Raw genomic sequence first — 16,462 nt, 5'->3', positions numbered from 1 at the left:
CTCAACCCTAGGCACTGCGGGCCGCCTTCGTCTCCGGCCGGCCGGAACGGTGGTGGACGCGGATCACCCGGGTGCCCCGGCCGTCGGCGCGGCGTGACCCTCGTCCGCGCCCCCGCTCGTAGGAGTGGAACGCCGCCCAGCACACCCCCAGCGCCAGCGCGAAGACCGGCAGCCAGAGCAGTCTGGCCGCCACCCAGTCCAGCCCGTCGGGGACGGTGTGCAGGCCGGGGAGGCGGCCGACCGGGAGGCCGGTCGCGGTGGTCGCCATCATCGCCGTCTGATGCCAGAGGAACACGGTCATCGCGGAAAGGTTGACCAGCGCCACTCCCGCCCAGACCACAGGACGGGTCATGGTCCGGCGCAGTCGGTCGCGCAGCAGCAGGGCCAGTCCGCACTGGGCGATTCCGAAGGTGACGGCGGCCAGGGTCGGCGGGTTCAGATTGGACACCGCCGCGCCTGGCACGCCCACCATCGACGCCGGGTAGCCGGCGAAGCCGACCAGCAGGGCCGTCGCCGTCGCACCGCCGACCAGCAGCGTCCAGCCCGCGCGGGGGCGCTCCAGCTCGCCGCGGGTCCAGGCCGCGCCCAGGGTGTACGGCACCAGCCAGCCCGCCGCCAGGTTCACCCAGCCGAGCCCGTCCGGGCCGTCCAGACCGAAGCGCAGCACGTCCACGTGGAGGACGACGGCGAGTGGCCACAGCGGGTTGAGCCGGGCCAGCAGCGGGGTCGCCGCCGTCAACGCGGCGAAGACCAGCAGGAACCACAGCGGGGACAACGCCAGCTTGACCACGGTGTGCAGGGTGACGAAGGAGACGCCGCCGAGCAGCAGGCCCAGCGCGGCCGCCGTCCACACCGCGAGGACGGCCACGACCGGCTTGAACAACCGGGCCAGGCGGGCCCGTAGCCAGGTCGGGTAGGTGCCGCCCCGCGCGCGGGTCGACGCGAGGCTCCGGGTCGCCACATGGCCGCCCACCATGAAGAACACGGCGAGCGTCTGGAACACCCAGGAGACCGGCGCCAGCCACGGCAGCGGACCGAGCGGGCTCGCGGCGCGCAAGGTGCCGCCGTCGGCGACCAGGGCGGTCACCAGCCAGTGGCCCAGCACCACGCCGAGGATCGCGAACGCGCGCAGGGCGTCGACGGCGCGGTCGCGCTGCGGGGGCGTCGCGGCGTCGATGCGAGCAGCCACACCGGCCGCCGCCCGCCGCGGCCCGGGCAGTCGGCGTACCTGAGGTGTCTCACGCATCGGTGACCTCCGAGGTCTCGCCGAGGACGATCCGGGCGATGTTGGCCAGCGCGGCCGAGCCCGGCCGGAAGTAGTCGCTGTGGCCGCCGTCGCCCGCCGCGAAGACGTGGGCGCCGAACGACGGGGACATCGGGTCGGCGCCGAGGCCGACCGTCGTGCCGAACAGATCCGCGCTGACGTGCGGGACGTCCGCCACCCAGTCGTCGGCGCCCCGGGCCGCCCAGACCCGCGCGCGGGTGCGCAGGTCTGCCGCCGTGTCCACGCCCGTGCCGGGGCTGCCGAGCAGCACGAGGTCGGACACGTCCAGGCCGGGGGCCGCGCGGCCGCACACGACCGTGCCGTACGAGTGGCAGAGGAGAGCGACACGGGTGTCCGGGCCGGTGAGGGTGCGCAGCCCGCGGACGAACTCCCGCAGCTCGGGGGCCGCTTCGTCGGCGCGGGCCGGCGTGATCACCGTCGTGCTGACCGTGGCCGGTGTGGTGTAGCCGAGCCACGCGACGACGGCCGTGCGCGCACCCGCACCCGCCTCCCGGCCCGCACCATGGCCCGTACTCGGCTCCCGGCCCGCACCCGGCCCCTGGCCCGTACCCAACTCCCCGCCCGTGCCCGGCACCGGGCCGATAGCGGATTCTCCGGGTGCGCCCGACTCCCCCTCAAGTCGCGCGTACAGCGCGGCCGCTCCCGCTCTGAAGCGGGCGTAGGTGTCCAGTGAGGTGTCGGAGCCCGGTATCAGGATCGCGACGCGGTCGGCGTGGGCGAGGTCCCCGAACACCTCGGTCGCGCGCCCCTGGCCACGCCCGTCGAAGGCGAGCAGGGTGCGGGACGGGGACGCGAACCCCGCGTCGGCGGCGGCGCGGTGGCGGTCGCCGTGCGCGGCGGCCATCCGGGAGGCCAGTGCGGCGTTGGCCCGGTTGGCGGCGTACGCCTCGTTGAGCGTCGCCGCCGTCACCGGGGAGAGGGCGGCCGGAGCCGGGGCCGGGATCTGCGGACTGGCCGCGGCGGCCGTGAGAGGGACGACGACTGCGGCCGTGATGAGGACGGCCAGCAGGGCGCGGACCCAGCGCCGTGCCCGGGGCGTTGCCCCTTCGCCGCTCCACCGCTCTCGAAAGCGCCGTGCCCTGGGTGTTGCCCCTTCGCCGCCCCACCGCCCGCGAAAGCGCCGTGCCCGGGGTGTTGCCCCTTTGCCAGGCCCCCGCCCGCGAAAACGAAGCTCCGCCATCCCGCCGCTCCCCCGCCCGTTCGCCCGGCCATCGGGCGTCACAGGTTGGGAAGTTACGGATCGGCGCTCGTCGTTCGCGTCCCACCGGGGAGCTCTTCTGCGACGTAGCTCTCAGGTACTACGGGTACGACAGGTCCGCACACCTACGGGAGGCACGGGCCCCCAGCAGGGGGCTACCCAGTGACCGACCTCACCACGCAGCCAGGGGGCAACTCACCGACCGGCCCCACCACCCCAACCCAGGGGGCCACCCACCCACCGACCTCACCAAGCCAGCTGTGCGATCTCCTCCGCCACCACCGCGCAGGCGTCCGCCGCCGGGTCGATCAGGGGGAAGTGGCCGACGTCCTCCAGGAGGGTCAGGCCCACGACCTCGCCCGCCTTCGCCGCCGCGTCCGCGTACGCCTCGGCGACCGCCTGCGGGACGACCAGGTCGCTGCGGCCCTGGACCAGCGTCGTCGCGATGCCGGTCGGCAGCAGCAGCGCGGGGTCGGCGTACGGCCGTCGCTCGTCGAACTGCGCCTCGCCGCCCAGGAGTTGACGGGAGGCACCGCCGCACACGTCCAGCTTCTCGGCGACCGCGAAGTCGGCGATCGGGGCGAGTGCGACGACGCCCCGCAGCGGGACGGGACCGCCGGTGCGCCAGGGGGCGTCGGCGGGCAGCACATGCCGGGCCGCCGCCCACAGGGCCAGGTGGCCGCCGGCCGAGTGGCCCACGAGCACCATGCGGCGCGCGTCGGCGCTCGGCACGGCCTCCCGGACAAGGGCGGGAAGCGCGTCGAGGGCCGCGGCGACGTCGTCGAAGGTGTCGGGCCAGCGCCCCGCGATCGGGGATGTCCCCTCCGGAGCCGGAGCCGGAGCCGGAGCCGGGGCCGGGCTCTCGGCGCCGCGCCGGTACTCCACGTTGGCCACGGCGAACCCGCGCCCCGCCAGGTACTCCGCGAACGGCGTGACGTGCCGCCGGTCGTAGGGCGCCCGCCAGGCCCCGCCGTGCAGCACGACCACGAGCGGGACGGGACCGCCCGGGCCCACCTCCACTCGGGGAAGGTAGAAGTCGATCACCTGGTCGGGGTGGTCTCCGTAGGCCGCGGTGACGTCGGGGTCGACGGGGGGATGCCCGAAGGCCGACTCCTCCTCGGCGACGGCCCGGGCTGCGACAACGTCGTCCGGCATGCTCCAACCTCTCAGCGGCGAAACGGATTTGGCGGACCAGGAGAGAATTCGGCCGTTGGCCGGGACGGTATCAGGCCCGTGACGTGCGCGGACACGCGGATATCACGCTCGGTGAGGGGCAAAACGGTTCTGCCGGGTGAACTACCGGGCGAACCCGGCAGCCCCGCACCTCACTGTGCCCGGCCGGCGAGCAGTCCTGCGCCCAGCCGACAACAGTCGTGCACCCACCGACGACAGTCCCGCACCGGGCCCCGCACCAGCCCAGCGGCAGCCCCGCACCAGGCCCGGCACCAGCCCCGCACCAGCGTTTACGCCTACGCCAGCCCCTCCGGCAGCCCTCCGACAGCCCTCCGACAGCCCTCCGCCGGCGCCTACGCCAGCACCTCCGCCAGTGCCCGGGCCGCCCGTTCCACGTCCGTGAAGCCGACGTACAGCGGGGTGAAGCCGAAGCGCAGGACGTCCGGGTGGCGGAAGTCACCGACGATCCCGCGCTCGATCAGCCGCTTCATGACGTCACCCGCGTCCGCACAGCGCAGCGCGACCTGGCTGCCGCGCTCCTCGTGACGCACCGGAGTCAGCGACTCGACCCGCCCCTCGGGGACGTACGCGGCCACGCACTCCAGGAAGAAGTCCGTAAGGGCCAACGACTTCGCCCGGACCGCCTCGATCGGGACGCCGTCCCAGACCTCGAGCGCCGCCTCCAGGGCGAGCATCGACAGGATGTCCGGGGTGCCGACCCGCCCACGCAGCGCGCCCCGCGCCGGCTCGTACGCCGCCCGCATGCCGAAGGGCTCGGCGTGCGAGTTCCAGCCGGGCAGCGGGGAGTCGAAGCGGTCCTGGAGGCCCTTGCGCACATAGAGATACGCGGGTGAACCCGGGCCGCCGTTGAGGTACTTGTAGGTGCAGCCGACCGCGAGGTCGACGCCGTGCTCGTCGAGGGCCACCGGCAGCGCGCCCGCGCTGTGGCACAGGTCCCAGACGGCGACCGCGCCCGCCGCGTGCACGGCGGCGGTGAGCGACGGCAGGTCGTGCAGCCGCCCGGTGCGGTAGTCGACGTGGTTGAGCAGCACGGCGGCCGTCCGTTCCGACAGCGCGGCCGGCACCTCGCCGGGCGTCACCGGGCGCAGTGTGCGGCCGGTCAGCCGGGCCGCGGACTCGGCGATGTAGCCGTCGGTGGGGAAGGTCGTCGCGTCGACGAGGATCTCGTTCCGGGTGCCGCTGCCGCTGCCGCCGGCGCCGTTCTCCGCGATCCGGACCGCGCCCACGAGGGCCTTGAAGACGTTGACGCTCGTCGAGTCGCCGACCACGATCTGGCCGGCCGCCGCGCCCACCAGCGGGGCGATGCGGTCGCCGATCCGCTCGGGGGCGGTCCACCAGCCGCTCTCGTCCCAGGAGCGGATGCGCAGCTCGCCCCACTGGCGGCGGACGACGTCCGCGACCCGGTCGGGGACGGCGGCGGGCAGCGCGCCCAGCGAGTTGCCGTCGAGGTAGACGCCGTCGTCGAGCACGAACCGGGCGCGCAGGCCGGCGAGTTCGTCGGCGGCGTCCAGCTCCTTGGCCGTGGTCGCCTTGAAGGCCGGGTCAGACATGGGACCTCGCCGTCCACAGCTCGGGGAAGACGTTTTTCTGCGCGCGCTTCTCCAGCCAGGCCACGCCGGCCGAGCCGCCGGTGCCCGCCTTGGCGCCCATCGCTCGGCGGGTGGCCACGAGGTGGTCGTTGCGCCATCGCCAGACCAGTTCGGCGACGTCCGTCAGCGCCTCGCCGAGGCGGGCGACGTCGTCGGACTCGTCCGCCGAGTAGACGGCCGTCCACACCGACTCGACGTCCGTCGAGGGCTCGTAGCGCTGTGCGACGTCCCGGTCCAGGACGGCGGCGGGGATCGGGTGGCCGCGGCGGGCCAGCAGGCCCAGCACCTCGTCGTACAGGCTCGGCTCGTGCAGCGCCTTCTCCAGCTCCGCGTGGACGCGGGGCGCGCCGCGGTGCGGGACGAGCATGGACGCGGACTTCTCGCCGAGCAGGAACTCCATGCGCCGGTACATCGCCGACTGGAAGCCGGAGCCCTCGCCGAGCGCGGAGCGGTAGGAGTTGAACTGGCCCGGGGTCAGCTGCCCGAGCGGCTTCCAGGAGGCGTTGAGCGCCTCCAGCTCGCGGACGGAGCGCTTCAGCGCGTCGATCGCCACCGGGACCCGGTCCTCGCGCAGAGCCTGCGCGGCGGTCTCCCACTCGTGCACGATGACGGTGAACCACAGCTCCATGACCTGGGTCGTGACCAGGAAGACCATCTCTCCGGGGTCGTCGGAGAGGGTGTGCTGGAGGTGGGTGAGGACGTCCGCCCTGACGTAGTCCTCGTACGGCGTCGTGCCGGCGAAGTCGAGATGCGGAGTCTCGGGCTCCGAAGCCTCGTGAGGCTGAGCCTGCTGGGACATCGCTGTCTCCTGTTATGTACTCCGGGTAGCGGTCCGCCCCTGCCGTTACCGACACGGGGGCCCCGGTCCCCACCGGCATCCTGCGCAATCGGACACCGAAAACGCAAGGCCCGTCCGGTCGCACCAGGACCGGACGGGCCATCCGCACCACCCCTAGGGGGTCAGCCCAGGGTCTGGGCGGCGGTGGGCGAGGAGTCCTTGAGGAACTGCGTGCAGCGCTCGTACTCCGCCTGCTCGCCGATCGCCTGCGCGGCGCGGGCCAGGCCGTGCAGGGCGCGCAGGAAGCCGCGGTTGGGCTCGTGCTCCCAGGGCACCGGGCCGTGGCCCTTCCAGCCGCCCCGGCGCAGGCTGTCCAGGCCGCGGTGGTAGCCCGTACGGGCGTAGGCGTACGACTCCACCACGCTGCCCCGCTCGAACGCGTCGTCGGCGAGCTGGGCCCAGGCCAGGGAGGACGTCGGGTACTTGGCGGCGACGTCGGCGGGCGCGGTGCCGCTCGCCAGGAGCTCGCGCGGCTCCGGGTCGTCGGGGAGGTGGGTCGGGGGCGGGCCCCCGAGGAGGTTTTCGTGAATGGACATGGGTCCAGTCTGCTCCACCGCCCGCCCACCGTTCCACGCACGCCGACCAAGCCCCTCGCGAACCCGTCCACCCCACAGCCCCGACCACCACCAGCCCGGCAACCACCACCCCACCAGCCGCCCGGACGCCCGCGCTAACCGAGCCGCTTGTGGGCCTGTTCACCCTCCAGTGGGGGTGACAGCACGCTGCCGTGCCGCAGGCACTCCGGGTGGGTGCAGTCCGGCGCCGGACGGCGGACCGTCGCGAAGGCCACCGCCGCCCCGGCGACCAGCAGTCCGGCGCACCAGCCCATCGCCTGGCGGAACGCGTCGTCGAAGGCGGTCGCCGAGCGGTAGGCCTCCGGGCCCATGCCGGTGAGGAGCGGCAGCGCGGCCACCGCGACCAGTCCGGCGACCCGCGCCGCCGCGTTGTTGATCCCGCTGGCCAGCCCGGCCCGGCCGACGTCCACCGAGGCCAGGACGGTCGCGGTCAGCGGGGCGACCAGGGTGACCAGGCCGAAGCCGAGGACCAGCACGGCGGGCAGCACGTCGGCGAGGTAGGAGGCGTCGGGCCCGACCCGCAGCATCAGCAGCATGCCGACGGCGCACAGCAGCGGTCCGACGGTGAGCGGGATGCGCGGGCCGATCTGCTCGGCCAGCGCGCCCGAGCGGGCCGACAGCAGCAGCATCAGCACGGTCGTCGGCAGCAGCGCCGTGCCGGCGGCCAGCGCCGACCAGCCGGACACCACCTGGAGCTGGAGCGCGGCGAGGAAGAAGAACCCGCCGAGGGCCGCGTACACGCACAGCGTGACCAGGTTGACGGACGTGAACTGGCGGGAGGCGAAGATGTCCGGCGGCATCATGGGGTCCGGCCGCCGCCGCTCCACCAGCACGAAGGCCACCCCCGACGCGACCCCCGCGACGGCCGTCGGCGCCACCAGGGCCGACCCTCCGGGGGCCTCGATCAGCGCGTAGGTGACGAGCGCGAGCGCCAGCGCGCCCAGCGCCGCGCCCAGGACGTCGAAGCGGCCGTGCGTCAGCTTGTCCCGCGACTCGGGGACGTGCCGCAGCGCCACCGGCACGCACACCACGGCCAGCGGCACGTTCAGCAGGAACACCCACCGCCAGCCCGGCCCGTCCACCAGCCAGCCGCCGAGGAAGGGGCCGACCGCCGCTCCGATGCCGCCGAAACCCGACCACAGGCCGACGGCCCGCGACCGGTCGTCGGGGTGGAAGGAGGCCTGGATCAGCGCCAGCGAGCCGGGGGTCAGCAGCGCGCCGCCGATGCCTTGCAGGGCGCGGGCCGCGATCAGCACCCCGGCGTTCGGCGCGAGCCCGCACAGCAGGGAGGCGGAGGCGAACCACACCACGCCGATCACGAAGATCCTGCGGCGCCCGTAGCGGTCGCCGAGGGAGCCGCCCAGCAGGATCAGCCCGGCCAGCGTCAGCATGTACGCGTTGACCGTCCACTGGAGCACGGCCAGGTCCGCGTCCAGGTCACGGCCGATGCGCGGCAGCGCGACGTTGACCACGGTCGAGTCGAGGAGAACCATGCTGGAGCCGAGCACGGTGGTGACCAGGATCCATCTGCCCTGGGCCGAGTCCATCCGGATGTCCGCCATGTCCCAGGTATACAGCGAGCCCGGCGCCGTCGACAGACGGACGCCGGGCTCACGGAACAGCGACTACGACAGGACCATGCCGCGACTACGGCACGACCAGCGGGTTACTTGATCTTCTGGCCCGCCGAGCGGAGGTGCTGCGTGGCCTCGACGACGCGCGCGGCCATGCCCGCCTCGGCCAGCTTGCCCCAGGTCCGCGGGTCGTAGACCTTCTTGGAGCCGACCTCGCCGTCGACCTTCAGGACGCCGTCGTAGTTGCGGAACATGTGGTCGGCGACGGGACGCGTGAAGGCGTACTGCGTGTCCGTGTCGAGGTTCATCTTGACGACGCCGTTGTCCAGCGCGGTCGCGATCTCCTCGGCCGTGGAGCCGGAGCCGCCGTGGAAGACGAAGTCGAAGGGCTGCGAGCCGGCCGGCTTGCCGTACTTGGCGGCGATGCCCTCGTTGAGCTCCTTGAGCAGGTCGGGGCGCAGGACGACGTTGCCCGGCTTGTAGACGCCGTGGACGTTGCCGAAGGACGCGGCCAGCAGGTAGCGGCCCTTCTCACCGAGGCCGAGCGCCTCGACCGTGCGGATCGCGTCGTCGACCGTCGTGTAGAGGGAGTCGTTGATCTCGTGCGAGACGCCGTCCTCCTCGCCGCCGGTCGGGGTGATCTCCACCTCGAGGATGATCTTCGCGGCGGCCGCGCGGGCGAGCAGTTCCTGCGCGATGGCGAGGTTGTCGGCGAGGGTCTCGGCGGAGCCGTCCCACATGTGCGACTGGAACAGCGGGTTGCGGCCGGCCTTCACACGCTCCTCGGAGACGGCGAGCAGCGGGCGTACGTACCCGTCGAGCTTGTCCTTCGGGCAGTGGTCGGTGTGCAGGGCGACGGTCACCGGGTACTTCTCGGCGACGATGTGCGCGAACTCGGCGAGGGCCACGGAGCCCGTCACCATGTCCTTGCTGTACTGGCCGCCCAGGAACTCGGCGCCACCCGTGGACATCTGGATGATGCCGTCGCTCTCCGCCTCCGCGAACCCGCGCAGAGCAGCGTGCAGGGTCTGGGTCGAGGTGACGTTGATGGCCGGGTAGGCGAACTTGCCTGCCTTCGCCCGGTCGAGCATCTCGTTGTAGACCTCGGGGGTTGCGATGGGCATCTGTCCGCTCCTTGGTATCTGCGGGTTGGCGATCTGGCGCGTGCTACGGCCCTGACCTAGACCTTGGCGTTCGACGTCGTCGTCGTCCCCATCTTTCCAGACATGCGCGGTTGCTCCACAAGCCGCCCATGTCCGGATCGAAGCGGCCGGTCAGTCCAGTCCGAGTTCGTCCTTCGAGAAGGCGAACAGGTAGGGCACCCCCGCGCCCTCGCGGATCTTCCGGTCGGCGCCGGTGGCCCGGTCCACGATGGTCGCCACGGCCACCACCTCGGCGCCCGCCTCGCGCACGGCCTCGACGGCGGCCAGCGGCGAGCCGCCGGTGGTGGAGGTGTCCTCGACGACCAGCACGCGCCGGCCGGCGATCTCGGGACCCTCGACCCGGCGCTGCAGTCCGTGCGCCTTCGCCGCCTTGCGCACGACGAAGGCGTCCAGCCGGCGTCCGCGCGCGGCGGCCGCGTGCAGCATGCTCGCGGCGACCGGGTCGGCGCCCATGGTCAGCCCGCCGACGGCGTCGAACTCCAGGCCGTCGGTCAGGTCGAGCAGCACCTGACCGACCAGCGGAGCGGCCTCCCCGTCGAGGGTGACGCGGCGGAGGTCGACGTAGTAGTCCGCCTCCAGGCCCGACGACAGGGTCACCTTGCCGTGCACCACGGCCTTGTCCTTGATCTGCTGCAGCAGCGCGCCGCGTACATCCACGTCCGTCATGCCCCTCAGCTTAGAGGCGGGTCCAGGACCAGGTCGTGGTGGCCTCCAGCGGCTCCAGCATCGTGACCAGGCGCGGGAGGGTGTTCAGACCGTCCGGCGGACCGGTCTGCGGCTCCACGCACACGGCCGCCTCCTGCTCGTCGTAGACGACGACCCACTCCTCGGGGCTGGTCACCTTCAGCGCGAGCTGTCCGGGCCAGGTGAGGGTGACGTCGACGCCGCCGGGCATGCCGAAGCAGTCGTCCCAGGGGCCGGGCTTCGGCTCGATGCGGTTGCCGGTCGGCAGATGGTCGTCGCCGCGCTCCTCCTGCCAGGCGGGGTCGAAGGCGACCCGCACGTCCTGGCCGTCGGCGCCGCCGAGGTTGCGGTTGAACCAGGGGTGCCAGCCGAGCTGCGCCGGGAAGGACGAGTCCCAGGCCTCGACGGCCATGTGGATCGTCAGGGCGTCCTCGGTCAGCGCGATCTCCTGGGTGACGCGGCCGGCGTAGGGCCAGGGCTCCACCAGGTCGTACGTCAGCACGACGCCGTCCGCCGAGCGCCGCGCGACCTTCCAGGCGCCGTCGCGGGCGGTGCCGTGGATGGCGTTCGGCGCGGCGTTGAGCGGCATCTGGTGGACGGCCCCGCCGTCCCGGAACCGGCCGTCGCGGATCCGCCCGCACCAGGGGACCATCGGGAAACAGCCGAACCGCGGGCCTTGGCGCAGCAGTTCGAGGCCGCCGACGCGCAGCCCACCCACCCGGCCGCCGTTGCCCGGCTGCACGGTCGCCTCCGCGTCACCCGCGGTCAGCGTGATGTCTTCGTCACTCACGGGACGACCCTACTGGGACGATCACCACAAGGCTGCGACGCCTGCGCTAAGCGCTCCGCTGGAGTTGCCGCGAGGTGCCGTCGTTCCGCTGCGGCGCCGTCGTGGCTGGTCGCGCCCGCGCGGCGGAGCCGCAAATGTCAGCGCCCCGCGCCCCTTCAGGGCGCTGCCGAACCGCAACCGACTTCGCCCGGCCTGTTCAGCCCCGTCGGCGCAGTGCCCTGCCCACGACGATCGCCGACGCCACGACCAGCGCGGCCGCCGGGGCGGCCCAGCGCAGTGCGCTGTTGGGGGCGACGGTCTGCGGGGCGGGGACCGGCGCGTAGCGTCCGCGCGGCGGGGCGTGGTCCACCTCCTCGGCGCTGCGCCCGATCATCGTGCGGCGCGCGTGCGCGGCTTCGGCGGGCGGCTCCGAGGGGCCGGTGAGGTCCTCGAAGACGGTCTCGGGGACGGCGACCTCGTCGGGGACGGCGACCTCGTCGGGGACGTCGATGTCATCGACCGTGTCCTCCTCGGGGTCCTCCGGCTCCTCGGGGTCCTCCGCCGCCGCCGTCGCCAGGTTGTCCGCGACGCGGTTCAGGAGTCGGGCGATCGCCGGGCCGACCGCCTCCGGGGGGAGCTCCGCGACCCGGCCGTCCGCCGTGGCGGTCCCCTCGAAGGTGAGGGTCGTGCCGGCGTCGGTCTCGCGCAGCCGCAGGGTGAGGGCCAGTTTCACCGAGCCGCTGCCGCGGGCCTCGGTCGCGTCGCCGGTCACCGCGTACGTGCCGTCCTCGCGCGGTGAGACGCGTACCGCGCCCCGGTAGGTGATGGTGTGGCCGCCGATCCGCACCTTCAGCCGCCCGGCGACGGGCTCGGTGCCGACGTCCTGCTGGAGCCCGGGGACCGCCCGGGCCACCTGCGCGGGGTCGGCGAGGGCCGCCCTCAGCCGCTCGGCCGGAACCGGAACGAACACCTCTTGCTCCATGAGTGCGGAGCCTACCCAGCGAGTACGGGAAAGCACCTGCCGAAACCGGGATTCGGGTGGCAGCGCCCTGAAGGGGCGCGGGGCGCTGACATATGCGGCTCCGCCGCGCGGGCGCGACCGGCCACCATGGCGCCGCAGCCGAACGACGGCACAGCGCGGCACTTCAGCGGAGCGCTCCGCGCGTCAGTAGCGGGGATGGATCAGGGTGGAGGGGCGGACTCCGGTCACCCGGGTCTGCTCCACCGCTCGGGCGTCCGCCGTCAGGGCCGCCTGGGTCAGCGTGTGCAGCGGATGTTCATGCCGGTCGAGGCTGAGGACGGGGCGGGGGCCGGCGGTGGCCAGGACGAAGCCCCAGTCGCGGGGCGCCCGGGCGGCGTCGGCGGTGCGGTCGGGGCCCGCGGTGAAGCCGGTCTCGCGGCCGTCCACCCGGTAGGGGGCGGTGTGCAGGCCCGCCGCGCGCAGCGTCGCCTCGACCGTCCAGAACACGCGCGGCCGGGTCGCGACCGGGCCGGCGTGCACGACCAGGCGGCCGCCGGGGGCGAGGGCACGCCGGGCGAGGCCGTAGAACTCCTCGGAGTAGAGCTTCGTGCTCGCCGTGATGCCGGGGTCCGGCAGATCCGCGACGACCACGTCGTACGACGCCGGCCGCGCCCCGCGCAGCCAGTGGAAGGCGTCGTCCGTGGCGACGTGGACGCTGCGGTCGCCGTAGGCGTGCTCGTTCAGGCGGGACAGCGCCGGGTCGGTGCGGGCCAGCCGGACCAGGCCGGGGTCGAGTTCGACGAGGTCGACGCGGCGCACGCCGGTGTGGGTGAGGACCTCGCGGGCGGCCAGGCCGTCGCCGCCGCCGAGGATCAGCACGCGCGCGTGCGGGCCGTTCATCGCGGGGTGGACGAGGGCCTCGTGGTAGCGCCGTTCGTCGCGGCCGCCGACGCGCAGCCGGCCGTCCAGGTAGAGGTCGAGGGGGCGGCCGTCGCCGCCGGTGAGGACGATCTCCTGCACGCCGGTCCGCACCGCCACCCGCACGTGGTCGCCGTACACCGCCTGGCGCGCCGCCCGCTCGAAGTCGTCGACGAGGACGGCGGCGGAGGCGAGGACGCCGAGGACGGCGAGGTTGGCGACGAGCAGCAGGCAGCGGGCCCGGCAGGTGAGGTCGCGGCGGAACAGGCCGAGCACCAGGGCGGCCCCGGCCACCACGTTGACCGCGCCGGTCAGCAGGGAGCTGGTGAGCTGGCCCAGGAACGGCAGCAGCAGGAAGGGGAAGGCGAGGCCGCCCACGAGTGCGCCGACGTAGTCCGCGGCGAAGAGGTCGGCCACCGCGCCGCCCGCGTCCTGGCGGCGGACGCGCTGGATGAGCTCCATCAGGAGGGGGACCTCGGCGCCGATGAGCAGGCCGATGGCGAGCGAGAACGCGACGAGCAGGAGGCGGGAGCCGCCCGCCCACAGGCCGCCCCAGTCGCCCGTCCAGGCGAACATCGCGTACAGCGCCATGGCACTGCAGCCGCCGACCAGGGCGAGGGTCGCCTCCAGGGCGCCGAAGCCGGCCGCGGCGAACCGGCGCAGCCGTTTGGCGGCGAGGGAGCCGATGCCCATCGCGAAGACCATGACGGACAGCACGACGGAGGCCTGGGTGACGGAGTCGCCCATCAAGTAGGAGGCGAGGGCGACGAGTTCCAGTTCGTAGACGAGACCGCAGGCCGCGCAGACGAACACGCAGGCGAGGACCAGGAACCGCCCGGTGTCCGGCCGGACGGGCAGCGGCGCGGGCCCGCGCCAGGGCGGCTCCCCGTCCGGCCGGACACCGGGCGGGGCTGGCGCGTGCGGTTCGATCACGACTGCGACGTTACGTCACGGCCGTCGCACGCTTCGTCACCCACACGTGTGGAACCTGGGCGTCAAACCCTTGACTCCGCGCCGGTTCGCGCGCGTACGCCGACCCGGGTTCTGGTCGCCACCAACTGGCCGTCCTGCGGATACGCGTGCCAGGTGCGCCAGTGCACCTGGCCCTCGTGGTGGTGGGCGAGCAGGGCGGTGAAGGCGTGCGGGCTGCCGGGGAACACGCCGGCGAGGCCGTGCGGATGCTCGGAGACGAGGGCCAGGAGTTCCTGGGCGCGGCCCGCGAACTGGCCCGGCGAGAGCACCTCGACGCGGGCCGCGAACTCGTACTCCCAGTCGCCGACCCGCTTGGCGACGCCGAGCGGGAGCGGGGTGCTGCTGCCGGGGATGCAGGCCACCGTCTCCGAACAACAGCCCTGCTCCTCCTCCAGCAGCACCTGGTGCGATGCGCCGAGCAGTCTCAACTGCAGGTTGGCACCGTTCAGTTCGAGGTCGAGTGTGGCGAGGGCAGGCAGCGGTTCGCGCCCCAGTGCCCAGGCGAGATCGGCCGCGCGCGTATCGGTGTAGGAGGTGTTCAGGGTCGTGAGCATGGGTCGGCTCCGCGGAGACGCAAAGAAAAGAGGGTAGGTACGGCGCACCCCGGTCGGCACCGGGGAAACGGCCCCGGTCAGCCCGGTCTGGGAAGGTCGTCCGCTCGGGACGTCCGAAGGGGTCCGAGGGGCTGCGTTGATGTTTTAGAGGGAATCATGAACTGTGGTGCCGCCACAGCGTTTTTACCCAACTTCGTGGGGTTTCCATCCCTCGGGGGGCTCCCCAGCTCAACTGTTCAACCGCGGCGTGCGCCGGGCGGGCCGGCAAGCCCCCTTCGCGCCCGCCACACGCATATACCGCGTGCATGGACGCCCGTAACCGCGTACATGGATGCCCGTGTACCGCGTGCATAGATGCCGCATACCCCCGTGCTTGGACGCCCCGCGCGTGGTGCGACCGCGGAGCCCGTGGTCGGTCGGGCCCCGCGGTCCGGATGCGGCTCCCCCCGCGGGAGCTCAGCTGCCCCGTGTCAGCTGCCTCCGCCGCATCCGCCGCCTCCGCCGCAGGACGACCCACCGCCGCAGGAGTGGCCTCCGCCGGAGTCGCCGCCTCCCCCGCCGGACCACCAGCTGCCGCCGTCGCTGCCGGTCGCACCCGCACCGGCGGCCCCGCTGCTGGTGCTGCCCCCGCTGCGCGAGCGGCCGCCGCGGTAGGAGCGCTGGGCGCTGTGCCTGCGGGCGTTCGTGACCAAGGTCGCCACGAACAGGATTGCGATCACTGCCAGGATGATGCCGAAGACCATGGCGTCACCCTCCTTCCGTGTCCCCCGAAGCGGCCCCCCGTGGGCGCCTCGCGTGGTGCGTCGGCGCCCACGTGAACGGGGGATGCCCGCCCGTCTCGCCTGCCAAAGCAGAGTTGAGGAAGTCCAGAGCTTCGGCGCAGGATGGCGGGCATGACCTCCACCGCACGCCCCTTCCTCAACCGCCGTCTCGCCGAGTTCGGGACGACGATCTTCGCCGAGATGTCCGCCCTCGCGCTGGCGACCGGCTCGATCAACCTGGGTCAGGGCTTCCCCGACACGGACGGCCCCGAGGAGATCCGCGAGGCGGCCGTGCGGGCGCTGCGCGACGGCCGCGGCAACCAGTACCCGCCGGGCCCGGGCGTGCCCGAGCTGCGCACGGCGATCGCCGGCCACCAGCAGCGCCGCTACGGCCTCACGTTCGACCCCGACACGGAGGTGCTGGTCACCGCGGGCGCCACGGAGGCCATCGCGGCCACCCTGCTGGCCCTGCTGGAGCCCGGCGACGAGGTCGTCGCCCTGGAGCCCTACTACGACTCCTACGCGGCCTGCATCGCGATGGCGGGCGCCACGCGCGTGCCGGTCACCCTGCGCCCGGACCCCGGGCAGGCCCGGTTCCGCCTCGACCTGGACGAGCTGCGCGACGCGGTCACCGACCGCACCCGGCTGCTGCTGATCAACACCCCGCACAACCCGACCGGGACGGTCCTGACCCGGGCGGAGCTGACGGCGATCGCCGAGCTGGCCGTCGAGCGGGACCTGCTGGTCGTCGCGGACGAGGTGTACGAGCACCTGGTCTTCGACGAGGCCGAGCATCTGCCGCTGGCGACGCTGCCGGGCATGCGGGAGCGCACGGTCACGATCGGCTCGGCCGGCAAGACGTTCTCGTTCACCGGCTGGAAGGTCGGCTGGGTCACGGCGGCGCCCGGTCTGGTCACGGCGGTGCGGTCGGCGAAGCAGTTCCTGACGTATGTGTCGTCCGGCCCGTTCCAGTACGCGGTCGCCGAGGCCCTGGCCCTGCCGGACAGCTACTTCGACGCCTTCCGGGCGGACATGCTGGCCAAGCGCGACCTGCTGGCCACGGGGCTCGCCGAGGCCGGCTTCGCGGTCTTCCGGCCGGCCGGCACCTACTTCATCACCACCGACATCCGCCCCCTCGGCGAGAGCGACGGCTTCGCGTTCTGCCGCTCGCTGCCCGAGCGGGCGGGCGTGGTCGCCATCCCCAACGCCGTCTTCTACGACCACCGCGAGGAGGGCGCGCCGTTCGTGCGGTTCGCGTTCTGCAAGCGGAACGACATTCTCGCCGAGGCCAGCAGCCGCCTGAAGCGCCTGACGTCCTGACTCCGTGACGCCGTGACGCCGTGACGCCCTGACGCCTGCCGTCCCGCCGCATCCCTGGCCGGCCGGAGAGCGCCCGATCACACTGAGACCAACCGTTGATCGCACGG

General features: G+C 73.6%; 15 protein-coding genes. 1 reads left to right on the top strand and 14 read right to left on the bottom strand.

From position 1 onward, the window contains the following. Nucleotides 1-7: 7 nt before the first annotated feature. The 14 genes from ACWCPF_RS15470 to ACWCPF_RS15405 form a co-directional block, all read right to left on the bottom strand. Nucleotides 8-1,246 carry an acyltransferase family protein gene (locus tag ACWCPF_RS15470; protein WP_451045533.1) on the bottom strand — a complete coding sequence of 413 codons (1,239 nt, stop codon included), beginning with the start codon at nt 1,244-1,246 and terminating at the stop codon, nt 8-10. Further along, nucleotides 1,239-2,291 carry an alpha/beta hydrolase gene (locus ACWCPF_RS15465; protein WP_451045718.1) on the bottom strand — a complete coding sequence of 351 codons (1,053 nt, stop codon included), beginning with the start codon at nt 2,289-2,291 and terminating at the stop codon, nt 1,239-1,241. The genes ACWCPF_RS15470 and ACWCPF_RS15465 overlap by 8 nt, the downstream gene beginning before the upstream one ends. A 438-nt stretch (nt 2,292-2,729) precedes the next feature. After that, a complete protein-coding gene (locus tag ACWCPF_RS15460) occupies nt 2,730-3,638 on the bottom strand; it encodes an alpha/beta hydrolase (protein ID WP_451045532.1) in 909 nt (302 codons plus the stop codon). A 371-nt stretch (nt 3,639-4,009) separates the two neighbouring features. Next, nucleotides 4,010-5,227, bottom strand: a complete 1,218-nt coding sequence (gene kynU, locus ACWCPF_RS15455) for a kynureninase (protein ID WP_451045531.1) — start codon at nt 5,225-5,227, stop codon at nt 4,010-4,012. Then, nucleotides 5,220-6,065, bottom strand: a complete 846-nt coding sequence (locus ACWCPF_RS15450) for a tryptophan 2,3-dioxygenase family protein (RefSeq protein WP_451045530.1) — start codon at nt 6,063-6,065, stop codon at nt 5,220-5,222. The genes kynU and ACWCPF_RS15450 overlap by 8 nt, the downstream gene beginning before the upstream one ends. 161 nt (nt 6,066-6,226) lie before the next feature. Continuing rightward, nucleotides 6,227-6,640, bottom strand: coding sequence for a DUF3151 domain-containing protein (locus ACWCPF_RS15445; RefSeq protein ID WP_351910245.1), 414 nt, complete (start codon nt 6,638-6,640; stop codon nt 6,227-6,229). A 134-nt stretch (nt 6,641-6,774) separates the two neighbouring features. After that, nucleotides 6,775-8,241, bottom strand: a complete 1,467-nt coding sequence (locus ACWCPF_RS15440; protein WP_451045529.1) for an MFS transporter — start codon at nt 8,239-8,241, stop codon at nt 6,775-6,777. A 104-nt stretch (nt 8,242-8,345) separates the two neighbouring features. Then, a complete protein-coding gene (fbaA, locus tag ACWCPF_RS15435; protein WP_451045528.1) occupies nt 8,346-9,377 on the bottom strand; it encodes a class II fructose-bisphosphate aldolase in 1,032 nt (343 codons plus the stop codon). Between the two features lie 150 nt (nt 9,378-9,527). Next, nucleotides 9,528-10,082 (bottom strand): orotate phosphoribosyltransferase, encoded by a 555-nt coding sequence (pyrE, locus tag ACWCPF_RS15430; RefSeq protein ID WP_451045527.1) that lies wholly within the window; start codon nt 10,080-10,082, stop codon nt 9,528-9,530. A gap of 10 nt (nt 10,083-10,092) precedes the next feature. After that, nucleotides 10,093-10,890, bottom strand: coding sequence for an aldose epimerase family protein (locus ACWCPF_RS15425; RefSeq protein ID WP_451045526.1), 798 nt, complete (start codon nt 10,888-10,890; stop codon nt 10,093-10,095). A gap of 196 nt (nt 10,891-11,086) precedes the next feature. Continuing rightward, on the bottom strand, nt 11,087-11,851 hold the full coding sequence (locus ACWCPF_RS15420; protein ID WP_451045525.1) for an SRPBCC domain-containing protein: 765 nt from the start codon (nt 11,849-11,851) through the stop codon (nt 11,087-11,089). Nucleotides 11,852-12,034: 183 nt separating this feature from the next. Beyond that, nucleotides 12,035-13,681 (bottom strand): polyamine aminopropyltransferase, encoded by a 1,647-nt coding sequence (locus tag ACWCPF_RS15415; RefSeq protein WP_451045524.1) that lies wholly within the window; start codon nt 13,679-13,681, stop codon nt 12,035-12,037. A 62-nt stretch (nt 13,682-13,743) separates the two neighbouring features. After that, on the bottom strand, nt 13,744-14,274 hold the full coding sequence (locus ACWCPF_RS15410) for a DUF2617 family protein (protein ID WP_451045523.1): 531 nt from the start codon (nt 14,272-14,274) through the stop codon (nt 13,744-13,746). A 470-nt stretch (nt 14,275-14,744) separates the two neighbouring features. Continuing rightward, on the bottom strand, nt 14,745-15,017 hold the full coding sequence (locus tag ACWCPF_RS15405) for a hypothetical protein (RefSeq protein ID WP_451045522.1): 273 nt from the start codon (nt 15,015-15,017) through the stop codon (nt 14,745-14,747). A gap of 141 nt (nt 15,018-15,158) precedes the next feature. On the opposite strand from ACWCPF_RS15405, the gene ACWCPF_RS15400 reads away from it, so the two are divergent. After that, nucleotides 15,159-16,355 carry a pyridoxal phosphate-dependent aminotransferase gene (locus ACWCPF_RS15400; RefSeq protein ID WP_451045521.1) on the top strand — a complete coding sequence of 399 codons (1,197 nt, stop codon included), beginning with the start codon at nt 15,159-15,161 and terminating at the stop codon, nt 16,353-16,355. Nucleotides 16,356-16,462: the final 107 nt, after the last annotated feature.

The sequence above is a fragment of the Streptomyces sp. NPDC001858 genome (genome assembly GCF_053594615.1).
Note: the sequence above shows the minus strand (reverse complement) of the source record. Positions and strands in the feature narration are given on the sequence as shown.

Coding starts and splice junctions, on each gene's coding strand:
- ACWCPF_RS15470 (WP_451045533.1), bottom strand. CDS start 1,246: ATGCGTGAGACACCTCAGGTACGCCGACTGCCCGGGCCGCGGCGGGCG.
- ACWCPF_RS15460 (WP_451045532.1), bottom strand. CDS start 3,638: ATGCCGGACGACGTTGTCGCAGCCCGGGCCGTCGCCGAGGAGGAGTCG.
- kynU (WP_451045531.1), bottom strand. CDS start 5,227: ATGTCTGACCCGGCCTTCAAGGCGACCACGGCCAAGGAGCTGGACGCC.
- ACWCPF_RS15450 (WP_451045530.1), bottom strand. CDS start 6,065: ATGTCCCAGCAGGCTCAGCCTCACGAGGCTTCGGAGCCCGAGACTCCG.
- ACWCPF_RS15445 (WP_351910245.1), bottom strand. CDS start 6,640: ATGTCCATTCACGAAAACCTCCTCGGGGGCCCGCCCCCGACCCACCTC.
- ACWCPF_RS15440 (WP_451045529.1), bottom strand. CDS start 8,241: ATGGCGGACATCCGGATGGACTCGGCCCAGGGCAGATGGATCCTGGTC.
- fbaA (WP_451045528.1), bottom strand. CDS start 9,377: ATGCCCATCGCAACCCCCGAGGTCTACAACGAGATGCTCGACCGGGCG.
- pyrE (WP_451045527.1), bottom strand. CDS start 10,082: ATGACGGACGTGGATGTACGCGGCGCGCTGCTGCAGCAGATCAAGGAC.
- ACWCPF_RS15420 (WP_451045525.1), bottom strand. CDS start 11,851: ATGGAGCAAGAGGTGTTCGTTCCGGTTCCGGCCGAGCGGCTGAGGGCG.
- ACWCPF_RS15410 (WP_451045523.1), bottom strand. CDS start 14,274: ATGCTCACGACCCTGAACACCTCCTACACCGATACGCGCGCGGCCGAT.
- ACWCPF_RS15405 (WP_451045522.1), bottom strand. CDS start 15,017: ATGGTCTTCGGCATCATCCTGGCAGTGATCGCAATCCTGTTCGTGGCG.
- ACWCPF_RS15400 (WP_451045521.1), top strand. CDS start 15,159: ATGGCGGGCATGACCTCCACCGCACGCCCCTTCCTCAACCGCCGTCTC.